Below are 19685 nucleotides of genomic sequence, written 5' to 3'. Positions count from 1 at the left end.
GGGCGAACCGTTGGGCAGTCCACGGAACGGGTTCAACCCGTCGGGAGCCCTGCCGGGCGCGCCCGTACCGGGCCGGTGGTTCTCCGCCCAGTTCCAGGAACTGATGCGCAACGCCTGCCCGCCGCCGCCCTGGCCGGCGCCTTCCGCCACCGGCGCGCGCACGCCGCGCGCGAGGTGTTGAATGAGATCAGGAGGGCCCTCGATCCTGCCGGAGTGAGACACGAGTGAGCGACAACGGCCTGGGAGAACCTGTCGCAGCAGCGGACTTCCCCACGGCTGTTCTGGTACTCGACGCCGCCGGCAAGGTCCTGACGGCCACACGTTCGGCGGCGACGCTCCTGGGCGCTCATGAGGCCCTCGGCGGCCCCGGCATCGCGCAGTCGGACGCGGAACTGCTCTTCGAGGATCCCGGCCTGTGGGCCCGCCTGGTCGCCGGGGCCGTGGGAGGTGCCAGGCGAAGCGCCCGGGCCCGACTGCTGCGGCCGGACGGCGGACAGCTGGAGGCCGACGTCGACATCATCGCCCTGATGGAGGGTTCGTCGGCGCGGTTCCTGCTGCGCCTGTACCCCGCTGACCCGGACCACCCGGTACCGGTCGCCGTCGCCGGTGACGTCCGCCGGGCCCCACCCCTGCCGCCGGCGGACCAGCGCTCCGCCGAGCGGCTGACGCTGCTCAACGCGGCCGCCGCGGAGATCGGCAGCTCCCTCGACATGGTGCGCAATGCCGAGCAGCTGGCCCAGGTGCTCGTCCCCACGTTCGCCGACCTCGCGGCCGTCGACCTCACCGAACCCGTGCTGCTCGGCGAGGAACCGGGAGAGCTGGTCACCGGAGCGCCGATGCGACGCGTCGCTGTGAGGGCCGCCGACGGGCGGTGGCCGCCCGAGAGCCACTCTGTGGGCGACACCATCCGTCTCCAGAGTGTCGAGAGCATCCACCTGCGCGGGGGCTCGGCGGTCTTCCTCCCCGACCTGACCGAGCTGCGCGAGGTGCTCGCGGGCGAGGAGGAGCGCGTGCGGCTGATCCTTCCGCCTCAGGCCACCTCCCTCATGCTGGTCCCCTTGCGGGCACGCGGCGCGGTCCTCGGCGCCCTGGTCCTGTGGCGCACAGCGGAGCGCCGCCCGTTCGACCAGGAGGACGCGGTCCTCGCCGAGGAGATCGGTTCCCGGGCCTCGCTCAGCATGGACAACGCCCGCCGGTACACCCGTGAGCGCCGTACCGCGGAGGCCCTGCAGCGCAGTCTCCTGCCCCGGCCGGTCATGGACGTCACCGGCGCCGAGACCTCTGGTGTCCACGTGCCCGCCGCGACGACCGCGGCCGGCGGCGGCAGCTGGTTCGACGTCATCCAACTCCCCTCGACGCGGCTCGGGTTCGTCATGGGCACGGTTGCCGGGCGCGGCCTCAACGCCACCGCCGCGATGGGGCGTCTGCGGTCTGCGGTGCAGACGCTGGCCGATCTCGACCTCAGTCCGGAAGAACTGCTGGCCCACCTCGACGACTTGGTGGTGCGGTTCATCGAGGACGACGACCGCCAGGACCCGGACGCGGGCGCGCCGAGCGCGCTGACCGGCGCCACCTGCCTCTACGCCACCTACGACCCGGTGTCCCGCATCTGCGTCCTGGCCGGCGCCGGCCACACGCCGCCCGTGCTGGCCGCACGGGGACGGGCCGGGAGCGACGCGGTGGCCTACCGCCCGGGTCCGGTCCTGGGCACCGGCGGGCAGCCGTTCGAACCGGTGGAATTCGGCCTGGAGCCCGGCGATGTACTGGCCTTCCACGGCGGAGCGCTCGTCAAGGGCACCGACCGGTCGGAGCGGCAGCTGGAGGTGGTCCGGGCGGGTGTGCGGGACGGCGCCGACAGCGGGCGGCCGGTCACCGAGATCGGGCACGGCATCCTGGGCGCCCTGTTGCACGAGCCGCCGGACCACGACGTGGCACTGCTCGTGGTGCGGGTCAGGGAGGTGTCCGCCGATGCCACCGCCGTGTGGGAGCTGCCCCCCGACCCCTCTCTCGTCGGGCGGGCCCGCGAGCTCGTCTCGGACCGGCTGACCGCCTGGGGACTGGAGGATCTGGTCTTCACCACGGAGTTGATCGTCAGCGAGCTGGTCACGAACTCCATCCGGTACGCGGGCGGTCCGGTCGGCCTGCGGCTGATCAAGGACCGCGTGCTGATCTGCGAGGTCTCCGACCCGAGCCAGACGCAGCCGCATCTGCGCCGGGCACAGCTCACCGACGAGGGCGGGCGCGGTCTGTTCCTCGTCGCGCAGCTCACCCACCGCTGGGGCAGCCGGTACACGGCGGCGGGCAAGACCATCTGGACCGAGCAGTTCCTGGAAGGCGGCTGATGGCCCGCGCCCATCGCCCGGACGGGTGGTGGGCGCGGGCCCGCCACCGCCACTCCAGGCGGAAGGTGGCGTCGGCCTTGGCCGACGTCGTGGCCCCCGGTTCCACGTGAAGCAGGAAGTCGCGGTGCCGCAGGAAGCGTCCGGGTGCGCCGTACGACTCGTACGAGACCCCTGCCGCGTCGGCGAGTCCGGTGCGCCGGTGGAAGGTGGCGCTGGCCCTGAAGGCGGCGCTGCCGTCGTTCTTCTCCCGGTGGCGGACGTAGCGGTCGGTGGTTTCGTAGGTCGGAGCGGGGTTCTGGCACAGATCTTGGGGAGTCGTCGCGGAGGGTCGCCCTGGTGTTCGATGGCTAGGGGGTGGTTCGCGTGAGCCTGCGTACGCCTTGCCGCTTGACCGTAGAATTTTGACAGCACGACGCCGGACACCCCGCCGACCCGCGCCAGCGCGGTATGGATGCGTGCCGGGCCCACTGGGTGAGGGTCGTTCACACGCGAGAACGGGACGCTACGACCAGAAGGCGTCGAACGCCCTCTGGTCAGCCCACAACTCCCAGCCCTCGGTGATCCTTCCGTCGCTGATGTGGAACACGATGGCGTAGTCCATGTCGAGCTCCCTACCGTCACGGGACGCCGTGGCGTGCAGCAGGGCGACGGTGTGCGTGTCATTGGCGAGCACATCGTGGAGTTGCGGGCGGTAAGTGCCGCCGGACAGTCGGAAGTCGAGCTCGAATGTGGCGAAGGTGGCGTCACGGCCCTGGAAGTCGCCCGCGAGCGGGGATTGGCCGGGGATGTGCCACCGCACGTCGGGGTGGAACACCTCCGCCAGAGCGTCCATGTCGCCTGTCGAGAAGGCGTCCATGGCGCTTCTGAACACAGCGATGTTGGGATGTTCGGTCATGGAAGCCTCCTTGAGCCCAGAAGGATGCCCGGGAAACAGGCTGGAGGGCAGCGGCCACGCCGGTCACCATTCCCTGCCACCTCGTTAGGTGCGGCCATTCGGAGTGGGTAGCGCCACGGATGGCCATGACTCGCAGCACGGTGACCGGCTGACCTGGGACCCTTCACGAGGAGCACCCCGATGCTGCCCCCGGCGAGTAGCCCAGTGCCGTCAAGGGTTCTGACGCAGATCCTGGGCAGTGGCCGAGGAGGCTACTGAAGCAGGATCATCTTGCGGAGTAGTTCGAATCCGGCTCCACCGTAGAGTTGCCTCTTGATCTTCTTGATGCGGTTGACGGCGCCCTCGATGCTGCCGGAGCTCCAGTCCAGGGTGAGCCCTGCTGTCACGGCGTCGAGGTCTCGGAGCAGGTGGAGTGCGAAGCCGGTGAGGCCGGGCAGTTGGCTGGCATCGACGGCGTCGATCCAGGCAGGGAGTGTGGCGCCGAGGCGGTCGGTGAGTATCTCGCCGAAGTCGCGGATATGGCAGGTGGCCGTGTCCAGTTCGGGGCAGCGTGCCAGGACGTCCTTCAGGCCGGCGCGGTCTTCCTCGTTCAGGGTCGTGGGGTGGCGGGTGAGCCAGCCGGTCACCTGCTGAACCGTCGGTGGCCGGGGCGGTGCGCCGGACGGAGCCGCGCGGAGGGTGGCGATGTGGGCGCGGACCATGGCGTAGGTGACGGGAGCGTGCTCGGCAACGAGTTCGCCGTGCAGTCGGGTGACGCTGGTGCATCCCGCGGCGAAGCGTCGCTCCAGATAGGGCTTGTAGGGGTCCAGTCTGCTGGGCCGGGGCCGGTTCTCGCGGAAGGTGTCCTGCCACCGTGCGGCGTTCGCGTACCGGAGCACGGTGTTGAGACCCCAGCCCAGGTGCCGGGCAACCGCCCGGCGTGAATGGCCTTGGGCGAGCAGCTCATGGACCAGTGCGTGTGCTGCCTTCTTTCGCTCGGCCCGCCGGCCGACGGGCGCTGAGTCGTCCTGCGGCCGACCGGCAGCCAGTCTGGTGGCCTCCGCAACATGTCGCTGGGCGACGGGTTGCGCAGGCACTCGCGATGGGCGGCGACACCGGTCTCCACGGCGCGGCCGAGGCCCTGCCACAGATGGAACCGGTCAGCGACCTGCAGAGCGTCGGGGGCACCGCGGCGGGCACCCTCGGCGTAGGCGCCCGCCCGGTCACGGCAGATGATCTCCACGCCAGGGTGGCGGATCAGCCAGGCGGCCAGTGGCCCGGCTTCACGGGTCGGGAGCACATCGACCACGCGATGGTCTTCGACGCAGGTCAAGACGGTGGAGTAGGTCTGGCCGCGGCGGATCGCGAAGTCGTCCACGCCCAGCACACGCGGAGTACTGAACCGGGGGTCGGGCAGGGCCATGACCCTGCGCAATAAGGTCATCCTCCCCGCTCCGAACCCCAGCTGGGCGGCCAGCCGGGCGCCAGCCCGCCCGGCCAGGGCGAGCCCCACTCGCTCCAGGGCGTGGTTGAGCCGAGTGGTGAACCGTGCGTGCGGGGCTGCCAGCCGGGAGAACGGCTCGGCGAACGTGCGGCGCGGGCAGTCCGCCGCTCCGCAGATGAAGCGCCGGACCGTCAGCCGGATCACGACGCCCTGCTCAGCGAGCGGAAGGTCCTTCAGCCTGCGCCGGCAACGGTCGTGGACTCGGTCCGAGAAGCGGCCGCAGTCCGGGCATCTAGCCCCGGTCGCACGGCCTCTCGCCACCACCTCGACCGTGCCGAACGCAGCCGAAACCGCCTCGACATCCACATCGTCGGTCCCGTTGAACACCAGCGAGTCCCAGAACGGCGCATCGGTCTGCATGACCAGCACCATCACCGTCCACAGCCGATCACAGCAGCGATCGGCAGGCACCTGAGGGAGCGTCACTTCCGACCGTCAGACGACAAGGCGTACGCCGTCTCACGCGAGCCAGTCACCTGCAATCGAACATCGGGTATCGCTCCGCGACGACTCCCCAAGATCTGTGCCAGAACCCAGAACTCGGATACATCGCCCTCCGGCGAAACCGGGCGTTCCCTGCTCTGAGCGACAAGTGGTGTCAGCTCCCAAGTACGAAACCAGGGCGGGGTAGTTGACGGATGCGAGCCGGTGCGGAGCAGTGCCGTCAGCGACCGGGATGCCGAAGTTGGGGCGGGCGCGGGTGAGGCCGGCGTCAGAAACCCTGCGCCAGCCGGTGGTAGGCCTGGTTCCAGCGGATCTCCTGGGTGAACCGGCGGATGCCGGTGTCCCCGTCGATGACCAGCAGCTCCGTGCCGAGCATCTCGGCGAGGTCATCCAGCTCCTCGGTGCCCACTGCGCTCGACAGCACGGTGTGGTGCGGGGCGCCGGCGATCAACCAGGCTTCGGTCGAGGTCCGCAGGTCCGGTCGGGGCCGCCACACGGCCCGGGCCACCGGCAGGTTCGGCAGCGGCTCAACGGGCTCGACCACGTCGATCTCGTTGGCGACCAGGCGGAACCGGTCGCCCATGTCGGCGAGCCCGACGACCACCGCCGGACCGATGTGCGCGTCGAAGACCAGGCGGACGGGATCCTCCCGGCCGCCGATCCCGAGCGGGTGGATCTCGCAGGAGGGAACCGCGGCCGCGACCGTCGGGCAGACCTCCAACATGTGCGCGCCGAGGATCAGTTCCCTGCCCGGTTCCAGGTGGTAGGTGTAATCCTCCATGAAGGACACGCCACCCGGCAGCCCTTCGGACATGACCTTGAGCGTGCGCAGCAGGACCGATGTCTTCCAGTCGCCCTCGCCGCCGAAGCCGTACCCGTCGGCCATCAGTCGCTGCACGGCCAGTCCCGGCAGTTGCCGCAGTCCCCCGAGGTCCTCGAAGTTGGTGGTGAAGGCGCGGAATCGGCCTGCGGTGAGGAACGCGCGCATGCCGAGTTCGATGCGCGCGGCGTAGCGCAGCGAGGGGTGGCGGTCCCCGCCCGCCCGCAGTTCGGGCGCCACCCGATAGGTGTCCTCGTACTCCTTGACGAGCTCGGTGACGTCGGCCTCCGCGGTACCGTCGACGGCCTCGACGAGGTCGTTGACCCCGTAGGTGTTGACGGAGACGCCGAAGCGCAGTTGCGCCTCCACCTTGTCGCCTTCGGTGACGGCGACATCCCGCATGTTGTCGCCGAAGCGGGCCAGCCTGAGGTCGCGCAGTTCGGCCCGCCCCGCGGCCGCCCGGACCCACGAGGCGACGCGGGCGGCCACCGACGGGTCGCTGACGTGGCCCGCGACCGTCTTGCGGGCGACGCCGATGCGGGACTGGATGTAGCCGAACTCCCTGTCGCCGTGCGCCGCTTGGTTGAGGTTCATGAAGTCCATGTCTATGGACGACCACGGAAGGGCCACGTTGGCCTGGGTGTGGAGGTGGAGCAGGGGCTTGCGCAGCGCGTCGAGGCCGGCGATCCACATCTTGGCCGGGGAGAACGTGTGCATCCAGGCGATGAGCCCGATGCAGGTGTCGTCGGAGTTCGCCTCCAGGCAGATGCGGCGGATCGCCCCGGCGTCGGTGAGGACGGGCTTCCAGACGATTCGGACGGGGACGACGGGGTCGCCCTGGAGGGTTTCGGCGATCTGCTGGGACTGCCGGGCCACCTGGCGCAGGGTCTCGTCTCCGTAGAGGGACTGGCTGCCGGTCAGGAACCACACTTCGCGTTCTTCGAGTGATGCCACGGAAAAGCTCCTCACCGGCCGGCCCGCTGGCCGTACACGTTCTGGTAGCGGTCGTTCAGTGCGTCGATGTCGCTCTGTGCCAGGGGCAGCGGCTCCCCGAGCTGGCGTGAGATGTGGACCGTGCGGGCGACGTCCTCGCACATCACGGCCGCCTTGACCGCTGCCTTGGCGTCCTTGCCGACGGTGAAGACGCCGTGGCTCTTCATCAGGACGGCGGGCGACCGGTGTCCGCGCAGCGTCTCGACGATGCCCCGGCCGATGGAGTCGTCCCCGATCAGGGCGAAGGGGCCGACCGGGATCTCGGCTCCGAACTCGTCGGCCATGGCGGTCAGAACGCAGGGGACGGCCTCGCCGCGCGCCGCCCAGGCGCAGGCGTAGGTGGAGTGGGTGTGCACCACCCCCGCGACGTGCGGAATGTGCCGGTAGACGTAGGCGTGTGCGGCGGTGTCGGAGGAGGGGGCGTAGTCGCCTTCGACCACTTTCCCGTCCAGATCGCAGACGATCATGCGCTCGGGGGTCAGGTCCTCGTAGGGGACGCCGCTGGGTTTGATCACCATCAGGTCCTCGCCCGGCACGCGAGCGGATACGTTCCCCGCCGTCCATACGACGAGGCCGTAGCGGACCAGTTCCTGGTGCAGGTCGCTGACCTCGCGGCGCAGCTGCTCGATCGGTGACGTCATGAGCGGTTCAGGGCCTCTCGGTCGGGGCGGTCGAGGTGGTCAGGGCGGCGTTGCGCAGGGCCCGCAGCCGGTGCAGCTGCTTGTCGGGGCCGGTGCCGAAGTGGTCGTGCAGGGCGCGGTACTCCGCGTACAGCGCGTCGTAGGCGTCGGCCCGGGTGGGGTCCGGCAGGTAGGCGGCCCGCTGGACGCGGCCCATGGCCGCCGCGGCGGCGCGTACGTCAGGGTGTGCGCCGGCGGCGACGGCCGCGTGGATGGCAGCGCCGAGGGCCGGGCCCTGGGCGGAGGCCGCGAGGGACACCGGGCGGCGGAGCACGTCAGCATAGATCTGCATCAGCAGGGCGTTCTTCTTCAGGCCGCCGGCGACGATGAACTCGTGCACCGGTACGCCGCCTTGTTCGAGGGCGTCGACGACGGTGCGGGTGCCGAAGGCGGTGGCTTCCAGCAGGGCGCGGTAGATCTCCTCGGGCCGCGTCGCGAGGGTGAGGCCGACGATGACGCCGGAGAGGTGGTGGTCGACCAGAGTGGAACGGTTGCCGTTCATCCAGTCGAGGGCGACCAGGCCGTGCCCGCCGACCGGCTGGTCGGCGCACTTGCGGGTCAGCAACTGGTGCAGGTCCTCACCCCGGGCCTCCGCCTCGGCCTGGTAACCGGCCGGGACGCCCTGGGTGAGCCACCAGGCGAAGATGTCGCCGACCGCGCTCTGTCCCGCCTCGTAGCCGTACGCCCCGTCGACGATCCCTCCCTCCACGACGCCGCAGATGCCGGGCACATCGGCGAGCGCGGCCCCGTTCACCACGTGGCAGGTGGAGGTCCCCATGACCGCGAGCAGCCGGCCGTTCTCGACGGCCTGGGCCGCGGCGGCCGCGACGTGGGCATCGACATTGCCGACGGCGACCGCGATGCCCTCGGGCAGACCCGTCCACTCGGCGGCCTCGGCGGTGAGCGAGCCGGCCCGGGATCCCAGCGGGGAGAGGGGATGCTCCAGGCGGGTGCGGGCGAAGTCCCCGAAGTCCGGGTGCAGGGCTGCGAGGTAGTCCTCGCTCGGGTACCTGCCGTCCTGGTGGATGCCCTTGTAGCCGGCGGTGCACATGTTGCGCGTTTCGGTTCCTGTGAGCTGCCAGACGATCCAGTCGGCCGCCTCGATCCAGCGCTCGGTCGCCGCGTACGTCTCCCGGTCCTCCTCCAGAACCTGCAGCGCCTTCGCGAACTGCCATTCGGCGGAGATCCTGCCGCCGTATCGGGCGATCCACTTCTCGGCCCGCAGGTGGGCGAGGTGGTTGATCCGGTCGGCCTGGTCCTGCGCGGCGTGATGCTTCCAGAGTTTGGGCCAGGCGTGGGGGCGGTGGCCCAGCCCGGTCTCGCAGAGCGGCCTTCCGTCTCGCCGTGCGGGCAGGACTGTGCAGGCGGTGAAGTCGGTCGCGACCCCGATGACGAGCCCGGGGTCGACGCCCGCGGAGGCGACGGCGTCCGGGACGGCGGTGCGCAACACCTCGCGCCAGTCGTCCGGATGCTGGAGGGCCCAGTCGGGCGGCAAGCTGACCCCGGTGCTGGGCAGTTGGCGGTCGATGACGCCGTGGCGGTACTCATGGACGGCGGTACCGACCTCCTCGCCATCGTGCACCCGAACCACCACGGCACGGCCGGACAGCGAACCGAAGTCGACACCGACGACGTAGCGCACGGCGTCCCGGTCGGCTGGGGAGCGAGTCGAGGTCACGTTCACATCCTTTGTGCGGAGCCCAGCGCCCCGGATCGACCACCGGGGGGGCGGAGGGGCGGCGGCGGACACGGCCACCTCGAGTCAGATTGTTAGCGCTAACAATTAGCCGTACAAGGGCTCGCGTCTACAGCGTTACCCAATCTTGACTCGACCACCTCAGTGCGACAGGAGCGCCCGGAGGTCTCTTGAAAGCCCGAGCCGACGCGGTCTCTACCGACACCTTCCGAAAGAGACGCCGCACTCCGGTCTAGCGCGGCGCGCGGCCCGAGCTACGGCGCAGCACGATTTCCGTGGGCACCAGGACGTGCCTGCCCGGAGGCTCCGGCGACCCGGCGCGCGCCCTGCCGGCCGCATCGCTCGCACGGCCGCTCCGGGTCACCTCCTCGACCAGCAACTCCAATGCACGCCTGCCCAGTTCACCGAAGTCCTGACGGACCGTCGTCAACGGTGGGGCGAAGTACGCGGCTTCGGATATGTCGTCGAAACCGACCACACTGATGTCCCCCGGGATGGCCCGGCCCGCTTCGTGCAGCGCGCGCAGCAGTCCCAGCGCCAGATGGTCGTTCGCACAGAACACCGCGGTGACGGCGAGGTCCGCGGCCAACCGGAGGCCCGCCTGGTAACCGGCGCGGGCACTCCAGTCCCCGGGGTGGGCCTCGGGCACCGGGGCTCCCGCCGCCTCGAGGGCCTTGCGCCACCCGGCCTGTCGAGTCGCCGTCTCCAGCCAGCCCGGCGGGCCGGCGATGTGGTGGACCGTGGCGTGCCCGAGGTCCAGCAGGTGCCGCGTGGCGGCGCAGGCACCCGCCTCGTTGTCGACCGAGACCGTGGGCACGGGCGAACCGCTGCCGGCCCCTACGGCGACGACGGGCACCGCCGTGGACAACTGGGCGACCGCGCTCACCGCCGGAGTCTGCGGCGCGATCACCACGATGCCTTCCACACCCTGGTCCCGAAGCCGGTCCACAGCATCCTGCACCGAGCGCGTGTCCAGGGACCGGAGGCTCGCCACGCTGACGAAATAGCCCGCGCTGCGCGCGGCCTGCTCAATGCCGTCCAGCATGGAGGCCGGTCCGTACAGGGCGCTGCCGAAACTGACCACGCCGAGCGTCTGGGACCGACGGGTGACCAGGGCTCGGGCCGCCACATTGGGGCGGTAGTCCAGCTCGCGAATGGCCGCGAGCACCCGCTCTCGGGTGCCGGGGCGGACGTGGGGCGCGCCGTTGAGCACCCGCGACACCGTCTGATGGGACACCCCGGCGACGCGCGCGACGTCGGCCATCACAGGTTGGCGTGGCTCGGATTGTTCCGTACTTCCCGTTCCCACTGAGAGCCCTCTCGTCGACGAAGCCCGCGGCTGACTCGGGCCCTGTTGCGCGCACCGGTATCGCGGTGGTGTCTGCACGAGGACGCCACGAGGGAGAGTGTAATTGTTCACGATCACAGAGCCCGGCCGTGGAGGTGCAGGGGACGGGCCCGGTCCCGGAGCACGGTGGACGGGTGGCCCTTCGCGCACAGACCACAGCTATTGGAATCCCGACCCCACGACTCCGTTTGCGGACATGGACCCCGATGCGCGTGACGGCGGCCAGGCGGCCACGATGCTTCCTCGTCGGTGAACTGGTCGGCCTGCTCCAGAAACGCCCGGGTCAGCGCACTCGACCCCGTGGTTTCAGCGCCACGGGCGGAAGTTCGGGAGCAGGGAGCCGGCCTCCGTCGTAGCCGTGGACCTCGCCGAAACGGGTGGAGTTCATCCAGTCGTTCCGGGCCTGTTCGATCTCCTCGTGGGAGCGTCCGATGAAGTTCCACCACATGACGATCTCCTCCTCGAACGGCTCACCTCCGAGGAGCATCAGGCCCGCGTCCGACTCGGCGCGCAGGGGCAGTTCGGTGCGGCCGCAGCCGAGGTAGAGCATGGAGCCGGGGAGGAGGGGGACGGAGTCGACGTGGGCCTCGCCCGACATGGAGAGGACCGCGTACTCGAAGTCCGGTTCGAGCGGGAGGGTGGTCTCGGTGCCGCGGGTGAGGGCGAGGTCGGCGCCCAGCAGGGGCGTGTACGTGGTACCGGGTGAGCGCGCGCCGTCGAGTTCGCCCAGGATCACGGTGGCGGTGAGGCCGCCCGCGGTCACTCTCGGGAGGTCCGCGTGGTGCTGGAAGTGGGGCTCGACATGGCGGTGGGCGTCCGGCAGGGCGACCCAGAGCTGGGCGCCGTGCAGGAAGCGGGCGTGGGGGCGGGGGCTCTCCTCGGAGTGGGAGATGGCCCGGCCGGAGGTCATCAGCCCGAGTTCGCGCGGGCGCACGGTCTGCAGGCTGCCCGTGCTGTCGCGGTGCAGTACCTCGCCCTCGTGCAGCCAGCTGACGGTCTGCAGACCCATGTGCGGGTGGGGCGGGACCTGCATGCCGGGCTCGTCGGCGATGTCGTCGGGACCGTAGTGGTCGACGAAGGCCCAGGCGCCGACCATGCGGCGCCCGAGGTTGGGCAGCAGACGGCGCACTTCGGTCGACTCGCCGAGCTGGACGTGACGCGGGCTGAGGAGCTCGCGCACCGGCTCGGCCGCGACGAAGCCGCGGCCGCCGCAGACGGAGAGTGCGGCCTGGCGATCTAGATTGCTCATGACGCTCAACCTATTGCGGTCCGGGTGCCGCGAGGCGGGTACCCGCATGAAAATCCTAGTGGAATGTTCAATGGTATGGCGTGTCGCGGGAGCCGTGACGCCGGCGGTTAGGGTGCCTCGCATGGTGCATGTGCTGAGCAGCAGGATCCTGCTCCGTCCCACCGATCCCGAGCGCTCGCGCGCCTTCTACGGCGAGGCGCTGGGCCTTGCCGTCTACCGGGAGTTCGGCACGGGGCCCGAGCGCGGCACGGTCTACTTCCTCGGCGGCGGTTTCCTCGAGGTGTCCGGACGCGCCGACGCGCCTGCGGCGCCCGGGCTCCGGCTGTGGCTCCAGGTGGCGGACGTGCGCTCCGCCCATGCCGAGTTGGAGCGGCGGGGTGTCGAGGTGGTGCGTCCGCCGACGCTCGAGCCGTGGGGGCTCGTCGAGATGTGGGTCCTGGATCCGGACGGGGTAAATATCGCCCTGGTGGAGGTCCCGGAGGAGCACCCGCTGCGCTACCGGCCCTGACCCTCCCGACCCCGCCGTGATTCGGGCGGACGGGCCGGCCGGCCGATCCGGGCAACGGCAACCCGCTACCCCCGCCGCTCCAGCAGCCCGGGCACGTCGGTGATGGAGTCGAGGACGTGGTCCGGCGAGCCGGTGGCCGCCCGGTGCGTCTCGGGGAGGTACTTGCCCGTCTTCACGAGCACTCCCGTGATGCCGACGCGCTGAGCCGCCAGTACGTCGGACTCGATGTCGTCGCCGACCATCAGCGCCTCGGCCGCTGTGACGCCGAGGTGTGACAGTGCACTGGCGAAGAAGGCCTCCGACGGCTTACCGGTGATCACCGCCTCGGTGCGGGCCGCCTTCTCCAGGCCCAGAAGAAAGGCCCCGGTGTCCAGGTCGAGGCCCGCCTCGGTGCGCCAGTAGAGATTGCGGTGCATGGCGACCATACGGGCGCCGCGCTGCACATGGTGGAAAGCCCGGTTGAGGGCCTCGTAACTGAACGCGTCTCCGGCGCCACCGAAAACGACCACGCCCGGTGGCGCCCCGGCGTCGTGCCCGCCCCCCTCCCCCGCGACGGCCCCGTCGATCAGCGTCACGCCGGTGAGGTCCTCGTGGACGTCCCCGGTGTTCACCAGCAGGCAGCGGGCGCCGGGGTGGTTCTCCCGCAGGTACGCGGCGGTGACGGCCGGCGCCGTGAGGATGTCGTCGACGCCGACCGGAAAGCCCGCCCCGGACAGCTTCTCGGCGATGACGGCACGGGTACGCGAGGTGTTGTTGGTGACCAGGGCCAGCGGGAACCCAGCGGACCGCAGCCGTTCCATGGCCGCCACGGCGCCGGGCAGCGGCTTCCACGACACCGTGAGGACACCGTCGATGTCGATCAGTACGGCCCGGATGCGACCACTCGTGCGACCACCCATGGACCGACCGTCCCCGACTTGCGGGAAAGCCGCAAATGGGGTTGCGTCGAAGGAGGTGTGGACATGGTTTCCGACTCCCGGTTCGACTCCCGGTTGTCGACTCCCGGTTTCCGTCTCCGGTTCCCTCTCCCCTGGGTTTGGGGGTGCACCACGGTGCTGTTCACCGATCGCACAGAAGCCGGCCGGCGCCTGGCCGAGGAGCTGCGGCATCTGGAACCGGATCGTCCTGTCGTCCTGGGCCTGCCCCGGGGTGGGGTGCCGGTGGCGTACCAGGTCGCGCGCGCCCTCGGGGCACCCCTCGATGTGATCGTGGTGCGCAAACTCGGGGTTCCCTACCACCGTGAACTGGCCTTCGGCGCCATCGGTGAGGGCGGTGTACGGGTCATCACCGACGACATCGTCCGCCGCAGCCGGGCCGCGCCCGAGGAGCTCGCGGCGGTCGAGAAGGCGGAGGAGGCGGAGCTCGTACGACGGGCCCGGCGCTTCCGCGACGAGCGGCCGCGGGTCGCGCTCACCGGGCGCACGGTGATCGTCGTGGACGACGGGATCGCGACCGGCGCGACGGCGGCGGCCGCGTGCCAGGTGGTACGGGCGCAGGGCGCGGCCCGGGTGGTACTCGCCGTTCCCGTGGCGCCCCCGGACGCGGTGGCCCGGTTGAGCGAAGTGGCGGACGAGGTGGTGTGCCTGTCGGCGCCGGCCGCGTTCCGGGCGGTCGGCGAGTGGTACCAGGACTTCGCGCAGACGCCCGACGAGGACGTGGTGGATCTGCTGGCGCGGGCGGGGCACGAGGACGCGGCCACGGACGTGGCGAGTACAGGTACAGGGTCAGGTACGGGCACCGGCAGGGGTACGAGTGCGGCGCCGGGGCGTCCCTTCGCCGAAGCCGTCGCCGAGGCGGTCGTCGTGGAAGCGGGCGGTGTCCGGCTGGCCGGGGACCTCACGCTGCCGATCGGTGCCGGACCGGTCGTCATGTTCGCCCACGGGTCCGGCAGCAGCCGGCGAAGCCCCCGGAACCGCTCGGTCGCGGCGGCCCTGAACGGGGCCGGTCTCGGCACCCTCCTCTTCGACCTGCTCACGCCCTCCGAGGAAGCGGAGCGGGCCAATGTCTTCGCCATCGAGACGCTGGCCGAAAGACTCGCGGACGCCACGCGCTGGCTGCGCAGCCGGGCCTCGGTGCCGGTCGGCTACTTCGGAGCCAGTACGGGAGCCGCGGCGGCGCTGCGGGCCGCCGCCTCACCCGACCTCGACATCGGCGCCGTGGTCTCGCGCGGCGGCCGGCCCGATCTCGCCGGCCCGCATCTGTCGGACGTACGGGCGCCCACGCTGCTCATCGTGGGCGGCGACGACACGATGGTCCTCGACCTGAACCGCCAGGCGCAGCGGCAACTGACGTGCGAGAACCGCCTCGAGGTGGTCCCGGGCGCCACGCACCTCTTCGAAGAGCCGGGAGCGCTGGACGCGGTGGCGGAGCTGGCGAGGGGTTGGTTCGGCGAGCATCTGACGGCTCATGAGGGGTGACACCGCAGGGTGACAGGCGGGTGTGAGGGTGTGACACTGCACGGCGCGGGTGCGTGCGGCGCGGGTTGCCCGTGCGGGCACCTGCGCGATCGCCTCCGGACGGCCGGAAGACGGAGCGCTGGAAGACGGAGGGCTGGAAGGGCGGCCGGGCGTCAGGCCCATCCGTCGCCCCGCGTGCCCTGAGCCACCGTGGGGCGGTACTCGGGTGTCGGTGGAACGGCGGGGGTCGGCTCGCGGAGCAGGGGAATCGGTGAGCGCAGCCGGAGGATGCCGGGGAGGTTCAGCCTCCCCTTCCGTTCCGCCAGGACGACTCGCTGGACGGAGAGCGTGCCCTCGATCGCGCACTCTCCGCTGCGTACGGCGACCAGGTGGGCGTCTCGCACGACGACGACGAGCGCGGAGATCCGGTAGACCAACGTGAGGGCCACGTCGAGGGTGCCGATCTTCGCGGCGTCGACGAACACGTCGACGTGCGGCCGGTGGCTGGAGGTGATCCTGTGCGTCGCCATCGCGACCACTTCCTGGCTGCCCGGGGTGTCGCGGGTGCGGCGCGCGGCCGCGGTGAGGGCGGCGTGCCTGCGCCATCCGCCCGCCACGAGATCGAGAAGGTCCAGGCCCAGGAAGCCGTCGAGGACGGCGGCCAGTTCCTCTTCGACTGCCCGGTCGGCGGCGGGCGTCAGTCCGCGCAGTCCGCCGGCCAGCGCGCCGGTCACGCCCTGGGCACGGAGGGGACCGACGAGAGCGCCGGTGGAGTCCGGGCCGTCCTCGCCGAACAGGAAGGCGCGTACGGTGACGGGCTCCGCGGGAGGCTGTGTGACGGGCTGTGCCGCTGGAATCGTGGTCATCGGTCCACCTCGTCGATGGTCTGGTCCCCCGGGTCCGTATGGGGTTCGAGCCGTACGCTGCGGGTCGCTCCGGCTCCGGGCTCGGTCTGCTCGCTCACATCGGCGGACGCGGCGCCGGAACGCAGCGCCGTGCGGACGTGACTGCGGACCCAGCGGGGGCCGCGGTGCCAGCGGCTCATGAAGGCGAACGCGCCTGCGGCGAGGAGCAGTACGCCGCCGAGGCTCGCCGGACCGACAACCCAGGCGGCGGGAGTCGACGTCTCCCCTCCGGTACCGCCGCCGTCCGTACCGCCGTCCGTCCCACCCCCATCAGTCCCACCGCCGTCAGTCCCGGCGTCCGTACCGCCGTCAGTCCCGGCGTCCGTACCGCCGTCGGTGCCTGTCCCCCGCGTCACCGTGAAGTCGGCCTCGGCACTCACCTCGGGGTCACCCACGCACTGGGCCCGTACCGGGTGCGGCCCGACGGACGCGTCGTCGGGAACCTCGAACTGAACGGAGAAGGAGTAGTCCTCCAGGACGTCGGCGGTACCCAGCGCGTCTTCCTCCCACAGGAGTTCCGCACTCTCGCAGTTGAATCCGGAACCAGTCGCCTGCACGGTCCCCTCGGCGCGGCCCTCGGCGGGATCGAGGGCCAGCGCACTCTCCGTCGGGGCCGGCGTCACCACCGTGAACGTCGCGGAGCCGGAGGCGCGGGCTTCTCCCCTGGGCCCGTAGCAGGTCGCCACCACGAGGTGGCCTCCCTCGGTGGCGTCCTCGGGGACCTCGAAACTCGCGTCATTGAGGTTCCCGTTCTCGTCGACCGTCCCCTGGGTGCCGATCTCGCCCCCGTCCCAGGTGAGGTCGACCCTGAGGGCGACCTCACGCCCAATGTCCCCCGTGGCGGTGTGAAGGCGGCAGCTCCCGAATCCGTCACCGCCGACGTCGACCGGCGTCCCCGGCGGGCCATCGCCGGGGTTGAGAGTGATTCCCTGCTTCAGAAGTGCCCCCGCGTCCGCAGCCGCGCCGATGTCCGACGGTGCGTACCCACCCGCCCACGCTCCCGAGAGGGCAGTCGGCCCCACCGCGACCGCAATGCTCACCAGCACTGCTGTCAGCCATCGGAGAACCACTCGCGCGGCAGAGGACATGAGGCAGGGGTTGAGGAGAGAAGGGCGGGCGCGTCGCGCCGGTCACCACTCCCATTCTCCCCCGCCCGGCGCGGATCCGCTCGCGTGCCGGGACTGCCTGGGCGTCAGAGGGACTTGGCCCAGTCGTCGTGGGCCCGGATGAGCGGGGTCAGGTCCTCCGCGCGGACGGTGAGCCGTACCGTTCCCGCTTCTCCCAGCCGCTCGGGACGTTGATGGGCCGCGACCCTCTCCCACGGCACCCAGCGGGCGCGCCGGGCGGCGCGGCGCGCCAGCCACGTCAGGGGCAGCGGGCCGTCGACCGGACGGTGGTCGTAGGCGTACAGCCGGCCGCGCCCCCGGGTGGCCACCACCAGCCCCTCGACCCGCAGGACGGTGCCGGCCGCGCCGGATCCCGACGGCGTCCGGCGCTCGACGAGGCGCACGTCGCCGACGTGGCCGATCTCCTGGCCGGAGGAGTCGAGGACGCGTGCGCCCATGAGGTCAGCCAGCCGCATGACCGGATCCCGGAAGTCGGCCGATGACGTTCTCGCGCATCCAGTCCTCCAACGCGTGCACACCGGACCCCGCCTCCGGAAGGGAGACGGTCAATACGGCTCCTATGCCCGTGACATGGCTCATGTCGAGGCGGGCCGGGCCCTCCTCGTGGCCCGTGTTCAGCCGCCGCTGGACGGAGGTGAGCCACCGCGCGGGCATCCCGCCCAGCCGGGGCGCGAGAGCAGCCGGTCCCACCAGCACGGCCGTCACATAGGGGCGACCGTGGTCGTCGTGGTCCAGTTCCAGGTCGTCGACCTTGCACACCGGCCTCTCGTCCTGATCGACGACCTGACGGTCGAGCAGGTGGAAACGGGCGCTGTAGGCGCGGCCGACGCGGCGCCGGGACCGCTCGGGGTCTTCGTGACGGGGCATCAGAGTCCTGCCTTCGTGGCGATCATCAGGGGAATGGCCGCGGCGGCGGCGACCAGCACGACGACCAGATACAGGCCGCCCATGACGTTGGCGAGGCGGCCGTTGACGGCCTCGCCCATGTATTCGGGGTCGTTGGCGACGACGAGGATCGGCAGATAGGTCAGCGGCAGGGCGACCGCCGCGAAGACCAGCGAGTACTCGGTCACCTTGATCGGGTCCACGCCGGTGAGGATCAGCATCATCCCGCCGACGAGGGACATGATGACGACGGCGTGGAACCGCGAGGCGGTGCGTGGCGCCGCTGTCTTTCCCCAGGTCCAGCCGAAGTACTGGGCGACGGTGTAGCCGGAGGACAGCGCCGTCTCCAGGGCGGCTCCGAAGGTGGCGGCGAAGACACCGAGCAGGACGAGGGCGAGGCCGACCTTCCCCAGGGAGTACGCCACCGGCAGGACGACCTGGGACAGATGCTCGACCGCCACCCCCGCCGGGTGGAGCAGCAGCGCGGCGGCGGTCATGATGGCCAGAGCGAGCAGGCCGCCGAGCGGAAACCCTATGAACGCGTTCATCCGTGCGGTGATGAGGTCCTTGCGGCCCCAGCGCTCCTCGATGCCTCCGGAGGAGAAGAAGAACACCTCGTACGGTGTCATGGCGCTGGCGAAGAGCGCGATGCCGTAATAGAAGTAGGTCGGCAGTCCCTCTCCCCCGGGTACCTCGGGGTGGGTGACCCGGTCGACGACGCTGCCCCACTCGGGGTCGAGCTGGATGACGGCGACCACGAAGACGATCAGAGCGAGTCCGGCCAGGCCGAAGACGCGTTCCATGGTCTCGAACCTGGTCCGCCAGACCACCAGCCATACGAGGAGACCGACGGCCGGCACCCAGAGCAGGTAGTCGACGGAGCTCATCAGCTCGACGGCCAGGGCGACGCCGGCCAGCTCGGCGGCGAGCGTCAGTACGGTCACCAGCAGCGAGCCGACCAGGTTCGCCAGGGCGACGCGCGGACCGAGCCGTTCACGCACCAGGTCGAAGGTCGGGCGGCCGGCCACCGCGGCGACCCGGCCGGCCATCTCCGCGTACACGCAGATGCCGACCACGCCGACGAGGAGCACCCAGACGAGCGAGAAGCCGAAGCGCGCGCCGACGAGGGAGGAGGCGACGAGGTCTCCGATGTCGACGAAGCCGCCGATGGCGGTCAGGATGCCGAGGGTGACGGCGAGCAGGCGCTTCACGACGACAGCTCCTTCTCCAGCGCGTCCAGCCGCCCGGCCACCGCGGGCAAGGCCCCTTCCTTGTCGGGCAGTTGGCGTACCTCTCCCCGGCGGGCGGCGATCCGGACGTCGGCCAGGGCGTCGGCGGCGTCGTCGAGAGCCTTGCCGAGCCGGTCCCTGATGGCGTCGCTGTGCTCGCTGGGCGGCTGCCGGGACTCGAAGGTGCTCTGGGTGGCGAGCAGATCGGTCTCCGCCTCGCCGAGGAGCGTGGAGATGTACGGCCCGCTGACCTTGCCCCGGCCCGCCGCCCGGACGCCGATGAGGGCGGTGTTCACGACGGAGGCGGCGGCCTCCGCGGTGTTGGCGGCCTTGCGCCGGTAGTCGTCGTCGGTGCGGGAGGGTCCCGCGCACCCCGCCGCGAGTGCCAGGGCGACGAGTCCGCCGATCGCACCGGCCCGGCGCCCCGAGGCCCTCATCGGCCCCTGACCACGAAGTAGAGCCCCACGGCCAGCAGCACCGCCAGCTGCCCCCATGCCGCAAGAAGCACCAGCCCTTGGTCCATGCGTCACCTCACTCTCACCGTGTGGGCGATCGCGTACCCGCTTTGGGGGCAGGGACGCACGCACATCGTCGGCGCGACCCGGGGAGGGTGCGCTGTCGCTTCGGCCGTACGACGGCCGCTACATCGACCGTCGGAGTGAAATGACCGAATTGCTGCACTCTA

General features: G+C 71.2%; 18 protein-coding genes and 1 pseudogene. 3 read left to right on the top strand and 16 right to left on the bottom strand.

What is annotated here, in order from left to right; all coding sequences use genetic code 11:
• Positions 1 to 224: 224 nt before the first annotated feature.
• Positions 225 to 2342, top strand: a complete 2118-nt coding sequence (locus tag ACZ5VC_RS23300) for an ATP-binding SpoIIE family protein phosphatase (RefSeq protein WP_469121956.1) — start codon at positions 225 to 227, stop codon at positions 2340 to 2342.
• Here ACZ5VC_RS23300 and ACZ5VC_RS23295 read toward each other — a convergent pair.
• The 9 genes and pseudogenes from ACZ5VC_RS23295 to ACZ5VC_RS23255 all read right to left on the bottom strand — a co-directional run bounded on the left by ACZ5VC_RS23295 (position 2266) and on the right by ACZ5VC_RS23255 (position 11950).
• Entirely contained in the window at positions 2266 to 2646 is a 381-nt protein-coding gene (locus tag ACZ5VC_RS23295) for an AbfB domain-containing protein (RefSeq protein ID WP_469122134.1), read from the bottom strand. The two genes, ACZ5VC_RS23300 and ACZ5VC_RS23295, sit on opposite strands and share 77 nt — an antisense overlap.
• A 198-nt stretch (positions 2647 to 2844) precedes the next feature.
• Positions 2845 to 3237, bottom strand: a complete 393-nt coding sequence (locus tag ACZ5VC_RS23290) for a nuclear transport factor 2 family protein (protein WP_469121955.1) — start codon at positions 3235 to 3237, stop codon at positions 2845 to 2847.
• A 251-nt stretch (positions 3238 to 3488) separates the two neighbouring features.
• The gene (locus tag ACZ5VC_RS23285; RefSeq protein ID WP_469121954.1) at positions 3489 to 4115 is read right to left on the bottom strand and encodes a transposase; all 627 of its coding nucleotides are present in this window, start codon (positions 4113 to 4115) and stop codon (positions 3489 to 3491) included.
• 215 nt (positions 4116 to 4330) lie between these two features.
• Positions 4331 to 5080 (bottom strand): annotated as a pseudogene (locus tag ACZ5VC_RS23280) (ISL3 family transposase); the annotation flags it as partial.
• 352 nt (positions 5081 to 5432) lie between these two features.
• On the bottom strand, positions 5433 to 6938 hold the full coding sequence (gene araA / locus ACZ5VC_RS23275; protein WP_469121953.1) for an L-arabinose isomerase: 1506 nt from the start codon (positions 6936 to 6938) through the stop codon (positions 5433 to 5435).
• Between the two features lie 11 nt (positions 6939 to 6949).
• Positions 6950 to 7618: an L-ribulose-5-phosphate 4-epimerase gene (locus ACZ5VC_RS23270; RefSeq protein ID WP_469121952.1), complete on the bottom strand. Its 669-nt coding sequence runs from the start codon at positions 7616 to 7618 to the stop codon at positions 6950 to 6952.
• Positions 7619 to 7625: 7 nt separating this feature from the next.
• The gene (locus ACZ5VC_RS23265; protein ID WP_469121951.1) at positions 7626 to 9335 is read right to left on the bottom strand and encodes a ribulokinase; all 1710 of its coding nucleotides are present in this window, start codon (positions 9333 to 9335) and stop codon (positions 7626 to 7628) included.
• A 250-nt stretch (positions 9336 to 9585) separates the two neighbouring features.
• Entirely contained in the window at positions 9586 to 10617 is a 1032-nt protein-coding gene (locus ACZ5VC_RS23260) for a LacI family DNA-binding transcriptional regulator (RefSeq protein ID WP_469121950.1), read from the bottom strand.
• A gap of 367 nt (positions 10618 to 10984) precedes the next feature.
• Positions 10985 to 11950, bottom strand: a complete 966-nt coding sequence (locus ACZ5VC_RS23255; RefSeq protein WP_469121949.1) for a pirin family protein — start codon at positions 11948 to 11950, stop codon at positions 10985 to 10987.
• Between the two features lie 121 nt (positions 11951 to 12071).
• Between ACZ5VC_RS23255 and ACZ5VC_RS23250 the strand changes: the two genes are divergently transcribed.
• On the top strand, positions 12072 to 12458 hold the full coding sequence (locus tag ACZ5VC_RS23250) for a VOC family protein (RefSeq protein WP_469121948.1): 387 nt from the start codon (positions 12072 to 12074) through the stop codon (positions 12456 to 12458).
• A gap of 65 nt (positions 12459 to 12523) precedes the next feature.
• Here the strand turns inward: ACZ5VC_RS23250 and ACZ5VC_RS23245 are convergent, their stop codons facing one another.
• Positions 12524 to 13357, bottom strand: coding sequence for an HAD-IIA family hydrolase (locus ACZ5VC_RS23245; protein WP_469121947.1), 834 nt, complete (start codon positions 13355 to 13357; stop codon positions 12524 to 12526).
• 153 nt (positions 13358 to 13510) lie between these two features.
• Between ACZ5VC_RS23245 and ACZ5VC_RS23240 the strand changes: the two genes are divergently transcribed.
• Positions 13511 to 14875, top strand: coding sequence for a phosphoribosyltransferase family protein (locus ACZ5VC_RS23240; RefSeq protein WP_469121946.1), 1365 nt, complete (start codon positions 13511 to 13513; stop codon positions 14873 to 14875).
• Between the two features lie 152 nt (positions 14876 to 15027).
• Here ACZ5VC_RS23240 and ACZ5VC_RS23235 read toward each other — a convergent pair whose 3' ends face one another.
• From ACZ5VC_RS23235 to ACZ5VC_RS23210, 6 genes are all read right to left on the bottom strand, one after another.
• On the bottom strand, positions 15028 to 15720 hold the full coding sequence (locus ACZ5VC_RS23235) for a hypothetical protein (RefSeq protein ID WP_469121945.1): 693 nt from the start codon (positions 15718 to 15720) through the stop codon (positions 15028 to 15030).
• Positions 15717 to 16799: a hypothetical protein gene (locus ACZ5VC_RS23230; protein ID WP_469121944.1), complete on the bottom strand. Its 1083-nt coding sequence runs from the start codon at positions 16797 to 16799 to the stop codon at positions 15717 to 15719. The genes ACZ5VC_RS23235 and ACZ5VC_RS23230 overlap by 4 nt, the downstream gene beginning before the upstream one ends.
• Positions 16800 to 16951: 152 nt before the next feature.
• Positions 16952 to 17341 (bottom strand): hypothetical protein, encoded by a 390-nt coding sequence (locus tag ACZ5VC_RS23225; RefSeq protein WP_469121943.1) that lies wholly within the window; start codon positions 17339 to 17341, stop codon positions 16952 to 16954.
• Positions 17328 to 17753 (bottom strand): hypothetical protein, encoded by a 426-nt coding sequence (locus tag ACZ5VC_RS23220; RefSeq protein ID WP_469121942.1) that lies wholly within the window; start codon positions 17751 to 17753, stop codon positions 17328 to 17330. The genes ACZ5VC_RS23225 and ACZ5VC_RS23220 overlap by 14 nt, the downstream gene beginning before the upstream one ends.
• Complete coding sequence (locus ACZ5VC_RS23215; RefSeq protein WP_469121941.1) at positions 17753 to 18982, bottom strand: NRAMP family divalent metal transporter; 1230 nt, start codon at positions 18980 to 18982, stop codon at positions 17753 to 17755. The genes ACZ5VC_RS23220 and ACZ5VC_RS23215 overlap by 1 nt, the downstream gene beginning before the upstream one ends.
• Positions 18979 to 19437: a hypothetical protein gene (locus tag ACZ5VC_RS23210; protein ID WP_469121940.1), complete on the bottom strand. Its 459-nt coding sequence runs from the start codon at positions 19435 to 19437 to the stop codon at positions 18979 to 18981. The genes ACZ5VC_RS23215 and ACZ5VC_RS23210 overlap by 4 nt, the downstream gene beginning before the upstream one ends.
• Between the last annotated feature and the right edge of the window lie 248 nt (positions 19438 to 19685).

It is taken from the genome of Streptomyces sp. NPDC033174 (assembly GCF_055577795.1).
This window is presented reverse-complemented; position numbering and strand designations above follow the sequence as displayed.